1 protein-coding gene is annotated in these 6,829 nt (G+C 76.4%); it reads right to left on the bottom strand.

The window, feature by feature from the left end:
* Window positions 1-32 precede the first annotated feature (32 nt).
* Window positions 33-6,701, bottom strand: coding sequence for an SDR family NAD(P)-dependent oxidoreductase (locus tag ACFU6K_RS26765; protein ID WP_380667139.1), 6,669 nt, complete (start codon window positions 6,699-6,701; stop codon window positions 33-35).
* Window positions 6,702-6,829: the final 128 nt, after the last annotated feature.

Genomic DNA, 6,829 nt, shown 5'->3' with positions numbered 1-6,829 from the left:
GTCCCCGCCCGCCGGCGGGGACACCGGCCCCGCTACCCGCCGGCCACGACCTCCCGGAGGGCCGCCAGCCAGTCGTCGGCCATCCACCGGGCGGTGGCCTCGTCGAACAGCCGGGTGTCGTACTTCAGGAAGGTCTTGTAGCCGTCCTCGTCCCGGTAGACCTCCAGGGCGAGGGGATACTCCCCCGGGTAGGGCAGGTCCTCGAAGGCCCGGAGGTCCAGGTCGCCGGGACCGGTGGGCGCCCCGTTGGTCAGCAGCTCCGCGCCGTCGAAGTTCTGGAACAGGAAGTTGGTCCGCACCAGCGGTCCCTCCCCGTCGCCCCGGGCCCGGACGATCTCGGCCAGCGGGTAGGCGCCGTGCTCGATCCCGGCCAGCACCCGGCGGTGGAGGGAGCGGAGCAGCCCGGCGACGTCCTCCGTGGCGGTGGACCGGATCGGCAGGCAGTTCGCGAACTGGCCGACGACGTCCTGGAACCGCTCCTCGTAGCGGGCGGCCGTGGTGACCCCCGCGATCAGGTCGTCCTGGCCGGTCACCCGGTGGAGGAACCGGGTGTAGCCGGCGAGCAGCACGGTCGAGGCGCTGACCCGGTGGCTCCTGGCCGTCCCGGCGACCGCGTCGGCCAGCTCCCGCGGCAGCCGGGTCACCACCACGTCCGCGCGCGGCAGCCGCCCCGGGACCGGCGGACGGTCGTACGGCAGGTCCAACCGCCCGTCCGCCCCGGCCAGTTCGGTCAGCCAGTGGTCCCGGTGCCGCTGTCCGCGCGGGCCGGCCAGCAGCTCCTCCTCCCAGGCGGTGTAGTCCCCGAACTCGGCGCTCCGCAGCCGTCCCCGGCCCCGGTAGGCGTCCTTGAGCGTGCGCACCAGCAGGGCCGTCGAGGTCCCGTCCAGCAGGATGTGGTGCGCGGTGACCAGCAGGAGCCGACGGCCGTCGGGCAGGGCGGCCAGGTGCGCCCGGACCAGCGGACCGGTGGCCAGGTCGAAGGGGGCGCCGACCAGTTCGCGCAGCGCGGCCAGCCGGCCGTCCCGCGTGGTGGGCGTGAGGTCGACCCGTTCGAAGGACGGGCCCCGGGCCGGATCGACGTCCAGGTACGGGACGCCGTCCCGCTCGGCGACCACCGCGCCCAGCAGCGGGTGGATCCGGGCCTGCTCCCGGACCGCGCGTTCCAGCGCGGCCTCGTCCGGGTCGCCGTGGACCTCGAACAGGATCGGGAGGTGGTAGGCGACGGAGTCCGGGCAGCGCAACTGGTCCCGGTACATGGTCAGTTGGCCGCGGGACAGCACCCAGCGCCGGCCGGGTCCACCGGTGGTGCCGGTGGAGTCGGTGGTGCCGGTGGTGCCGGTGGAGTCGGGGGCGCCGGCCAGGCGGGCGCAGAGGGCGTCGACGCTCTCGGCCTCGAACAGCAGGGTGGGGGAGACGCCCTCCCCGAAGTCCTCGCGCAGGGCGTTGGTGAGCTGGAGGACCAGGATCGAGTCCAGGCCGTAGTCGGTGAGCGGGGCGGAGGAGTCGATCCGCTCGGCCGGGATGCCGAGCACGGTCGCCGCCTTGGCCAGGACCAGCGCGGCCGGATCGGTCTGCGGCCGGGCGGGCAGGGTCTCCACCGGCCGGGCGGGCCGGGCGTCGGCGGACCGGCTGTCGACGGGCCGGCTCTCGACAGGTCGGCTGTCGACGGGCCGGGCGGGCCGGGGGTCGACGGCGGGCGCCTGCGGCGGTGCAGGCGGGGTGTCCGGGGCGCCGGCCGGCCGGGCCGCCGGGCGCCGGTCGGGGGCCGCGGACGTCCCCCGTCCGCCTCCCGCCGGTGCCGCCGGCACCCGCTGCCGGGCCACCCCGTCGCTCTCCGCCGCGATCACCTGCTGCCCCAGCGGGAGCGCCCGGGACACCGGGAACACGACGGTGCGGAAGCCCTCACCGGCCAGCACGTCCCGCCAGTTCCCGGGCGACAGCGCCGGGGAGCCGGGGATCCGCAGCGACCGGTCGTCGAACAGCCACCAGCCCTCCAGCAGGCCGAAGGTCACATGGCTGAACAGGTCGAACGCCGAGAGCTCGTTCAGCAGCAGCCAACCGCCGGGCCGCAGCGCGGCCTTGGCGTTGCGCAGGGTGTTGCGGGTGTCCTTGGTCGCGTGCAGCACGTTCGCGGCGATGACCAGGTCGAAGGCGCCCTCGGCGACCTCCTGCCCGGCCAGCGGCCGTTCGATGTCGAGCAGCCGGCAGTCCAGGTACGGGACCTCAGGCCCGTACGAGGCCCGGGCGTGGTTCAGGAAGGCCTTGGAGACGTCCGTGTAGACGTAGCCCTCGATGCTGTCCCGGTACGGCTGGAGGGCCGCGAACATCCCCACGCTGGTGCCGCCGGTGCCCGCGCCGACCTCCAGGATCCGCAGCCGGGCGCCCGGGTCCCGGCGCAGCCGCTCGGCGACCAGGCCGGCGGCGGTCCCGGCCATGGCGCGGTTGAACAGGTCGGCGGCGCGGTTGTCGCGGTAGCAGCCCTCCACCAGCTCCATGGAGCCGCGCGGGAACATCACGTCGGTGGGCCGGACGCGGCCGGTCAGGATCCCGGGCAGGGCCCCGAGCATGGCCGCGGCCAGGCGCAGCTCCGCCGCCCGGTCGGGGTCCGCGGACCACCGGGCGCACTGCCGCTCCCACCGGGCCAGCACCAGGTTCGCGGGCTCCGCCGGCACCAGGAGCCGCTGCGCGTGCTCCCACCACTGCGCGTACTGCGGCAGGACCGCCGCGCGGTCGACGTCGGCCAGCTGGGCGGCGAGGACCTTGGCGAGCCACGGGTCCCGCTCGGCCCGCCGCCACCGGACGACCTCGTCCAGGGCGGCGTCCGTCTCGTCGGCGCCGGCCGGCAGCGCGCCGGGGCGCGGCAGGACGGCCGGGCCGTGCGCGGAGACCCGGGTGGCGCGGTCGAAGTTGGGCAGGGTGTTGCGCCGGTCGGTGCGGACGTAGGCGAGCTGCCGCTGCGGGCCGCCGAGCAGGGCGGCCAGGGCGGCGAGGCCCTCCGGCGGTTCGATGGACACCAGTCCGACCCGGGTCATCCGCTCCCGGTAGAACTCGGAGGTGACGCTCCCGAGTCCGCCCCACCAGCCCCAGTTCATGACCCGCACCGGGGTGTCCCAGTGCTGCCCGAGGGCGTGCGCGTAGGCGTCGCTGAAGGTGCATCCGGCCGCGTAGTTGCCCTGGCCCGCGGCGGTCGTGAAGGACTGCATGGAGGACAGCAGGACCGCGAAGTCGAGCGGTTCGCCGTCGAAGGCCTCGGCCATGGCGGTCGTCGCGTCGACCTTGGCGGCCAGCGCGGCGCGCAGGTCGGCCTCGTCCATCCGCGCGACGGTGCCGTCCCGCAGCACCAGCGCGGCCTGGACGACGCCGTGCACCCGGGGGTGGCGGCGCCTGACCTCCGCCAGGGCCCGGCGCAGCGCGGCCGGGTCGCCGGCGTCGGCCTGGAGGTAGCGGACGTGCTCCGGTCCTCCGGCGGAGCGGATCCGGTCCGCCACGGTGGCGTCGTGCGCCCGGCGGCCGATCCAGGTGACGTGGGCGCCGTGGTTCCGGACGACGTGCCGGGTCCAGGCGGAGCCCAGCCCGCCGGCCCCGCCGATGACGACGTACACGCCACCGTCCCGGTACACCGGCCGCTCCGGGGCCTCGCACGGGGCCCAGCGGCGGGCCAGCCACTGACCGGTCCGCCGGACCCAGGAGTCGTCGGGCGACTGGGCGGGCAGGGCAGTGAGGTCGGCGGGCCAGCCGGAGCCGTCCAGGTCGACGCGGCGGACGGTCCAGTTGCCGTACTCCCGGCCCAGCGAGCCGAACAGGCCGTGCAGCCCGGCGTGCGCGGGCTGGACCTCGTCGTCCGCGTGGGTGGCGAGCGCACGGGTCGTCACCAGGGTGATCCCGAGCGGCCTGGCGTCGTAGCCCGCCGCGATCAGCGCCTTCACCAGGCGGAACGCGGCGACCACCCCGTCCTCTTGGGCGGCGGTGTACCCGGCGGCGTCGGTGGGCGCGAGGTCGGCCTCGGGGGCGGCCCACACCAGGTGGTCGACCGGTCCGAGTCCGCGCAGCGCGGCGGTCGCCTCCTCGACGCTCGCTGAGGCCGGCAGCGGCCAGGCGAGCGCGCCGTCGAGCGGGGTCGGGCCGCCGACGACCAGGACGCGGTCGGCGCCGGAGGGCACCGGGGGGCCGTCCGCGGGGATCGGGTCCCAGACCGGGGCGTAGAGGGCCGGTTCGACGGCGGTCTCGACGGCGGCCTCGACGGCGGGTTCGTCGGCGACTTCGGGCCGGTCCGCGGGGGCCGCTCCGGTACGGGCTTCGGGCAGGGCTTCCGGTCGGGCGTCCGGGCCCGGTTCGGTACGGCTCCCGGTCCGGCGGGAGCTGTAGCCGACCAGCCGTACCCGGACCTCGCCGTCCTCGTCCACCAGGTCGATGTCGAGCCGGCCGAGCGGCCCGGCCGCGAGGCCCCGCACCACGGCCGTCATGGTCGGGGTGCAGGGGGCGAACAGGTCGAGCCGCTCCAGCGCGAACGGCACGGCGGTGTCCCGCAGTTCGGTCAGGTGCGCCGCGACGGTGGCCTGGATCGCCGAGTCCAGCAGGGCGGGGGTGAGCGCGCCAGGCTCGGCCGAGTCCGGCAGGACCAGGTCGGCGAGCACCGTGTCGGGGCCCACGTGCGCCTGCCGGACGGCCCGCAGGCTCGGGCCGTGCTCGATGCCCATCGACCGCAGCGCGCGGTGGATCCGTTCGCCGGTCACCGTCTCCGGGCACCGCGCGCGCAGTGCGGCGAGGTCCACCCGGGCCGGGCGCGGGTCGTCGGAGGGCGCCAGCGTGCCCTCGCTGCGGACGGTCCCGCCGGTCGACAGGGTGAACCGCCGGCCGCCGCGGGCGTCGGCGCGCAGGTCGACCAGCACCTCGACGGGGTCCGGCCCGACCTCCAGCGGCCGGACCCACGTCACGTTGGTCATCCGGACCCGGGTGCCGCCCAGCGCCCGACGGGCCAGCTCCAGGTGGGCGACGGCGGGCAGGATGTGCCGGCCCTGCACGACGTGGTCCCGCAGCAGCCCGTCCGTACGGGACAGCGTGACGCGGTTGCGGTTGCGGTTGCGGTCGCGGTCGCGGTCGTGGCCTGCCGCCGGCCCGTGCCGGTCCGGGGCGAACGGGTAGGTCGGCAGCGGGACGAGGCGTCCCCCGGCCGGGGCCGGCGCGTCCCCGACCGGACGGGCGGGCGCGATGCCGTCGAGCACCGCGACCAGCTCGGCGGTGTCGCCGGCCAGGCACTCGAAGCGGTGCTCGAACCGCTTCCGGCCGACCCACAGCGTGTGGGCGAGGTCGCGCAGCTCCACCGAGGGGTGGGCGCGCAGGTGCGCCGCGAGCCGGCGCCGCTGCTCGGCGAGCTGCTGCTCCGTCCGGGCGGACAGGACCACGGGGTGGTCCGCCCTCGGCGCCGGGGTCCGTTCGACCGGCGGCGCCTCCTCGATGACGACGTGCGCGTTGGTACCGCTGGCCCCGAAGGAGCTCACCACGCCGCAGCGCGGGCCGCCGGCGGGGGCCGCCCAGTCACGGGTCCGGGTGTTGACGTAGAACGGGCTGCCGGCCAGCGGGACCGCCTCGTTGGCGGTCTCGAAGTTCAGCGCGGCGGGGATCCGCCGGTGCCTGAGCGCCAGCAGGACCTTCAGCACGCCCGCGATGCCGGCGGCGAACTGGGCGTGCCCGATCGTGGTCTTCACCGAGCCCAGCGCGCAGTACTCGGTGCGGTCGGTCCGGGCGCGGAAGACCCGGTCCAGGGCCCGGAACTCGATCGGGTCGCCCAGCGGCGTGCCGGTTCCGTGCGCCTCGACCAGGCCGATCCGCTCCACGTCGACGCCGGCCCGCTCGTACAGCCCGCTGATCAGGCTCTCCTGGGAGACCGAACTCGGGGCGGTGATGCCGTTGGTGGCGCCGTCCTGGTTGACCCCGACGGCGGTGATCACGCCGTGGACGTGGTCCCCGTCCGCCAGCGCGTCGGCGAGCCGTTTGAGCACCACCACCCCGACCCCCTCACCGGGGACGAAGCCGTCCGCCCGGTGGTCGAAGCTGTGGCAGCGCCCGCTCGGGGAGAGCATCCCCGCGCGGCCCGCGAGCCCGTACAGCCGCGGCGTGGACTGGACGAACACCCCGCCGGCCAGGGCCATCGAGGTCTCGCCGGACCAGAGGTCCTTGCACGCCAGGTCGAGTGCCACCAGCGAGCTGGAGCAGGAGGTGTCGACGGCGATCGCCGGGCCCTTGAGGTCCAGGGCGTAACTGACCCGGCTCGGGATCACCGAGGCCATGTTGCCCCACAGGGCCTGGGCCGGCGCGTCCCGGTCGAGCAGCTCCAGGTAGTCCCCGGCCCAGGCGCCGACGTACACGCCGCACGGCCGCCGGTCCATCCGGCCGGCGTACCCGGCGTCCTCCAGGGCCTTCCACGACTCCTCCAGCAGCAGCCGCTGCTGGGGGTCCATCGCGGCGGCCTCGGTGCCGGAGATGGTGAAGAACAGCGCGTCGAACTCGTCGATCCGGTCGAGGAACCCGCCCCGGGTGCACGCGCTCAGGCCGTCGAGGCGGAAGCGGGTGGCGTCGGTGACCAGGTCGTCCCCGTTCTCCATCCGCGTCCACAGCTCGTCCAGCGAGCCGGTGCCCGCGAACCGGCCGCTCATGCCGACGACCGCGATCGGGCCGCGGTCCACCGGGCCGGGGGCGGCCACCGGCCGTCCGGTGGCGGGTCGGCGGTCGGCGGCCGGGGCACCGCCGTCGGCGTCTCCGGTACCGCCGTCGGCGGCTCCGGCGCCCGGTGTGGCGTCGACCGCGGCCGGCGGCCGGGCCCCGCCGCCGG

It is taken from the genome of Kitasatospora sp. NPDC057512, from assembly GCF_042802135.1.
Lineage (GTDB): Bacteria > Actinomycetota > Actinomycetes > Streptomycetales > Streptomycetaceae > Kitasatospora.
This window is presented reverse-complemented; position numbering and strand designations above follow the sequence as displayed.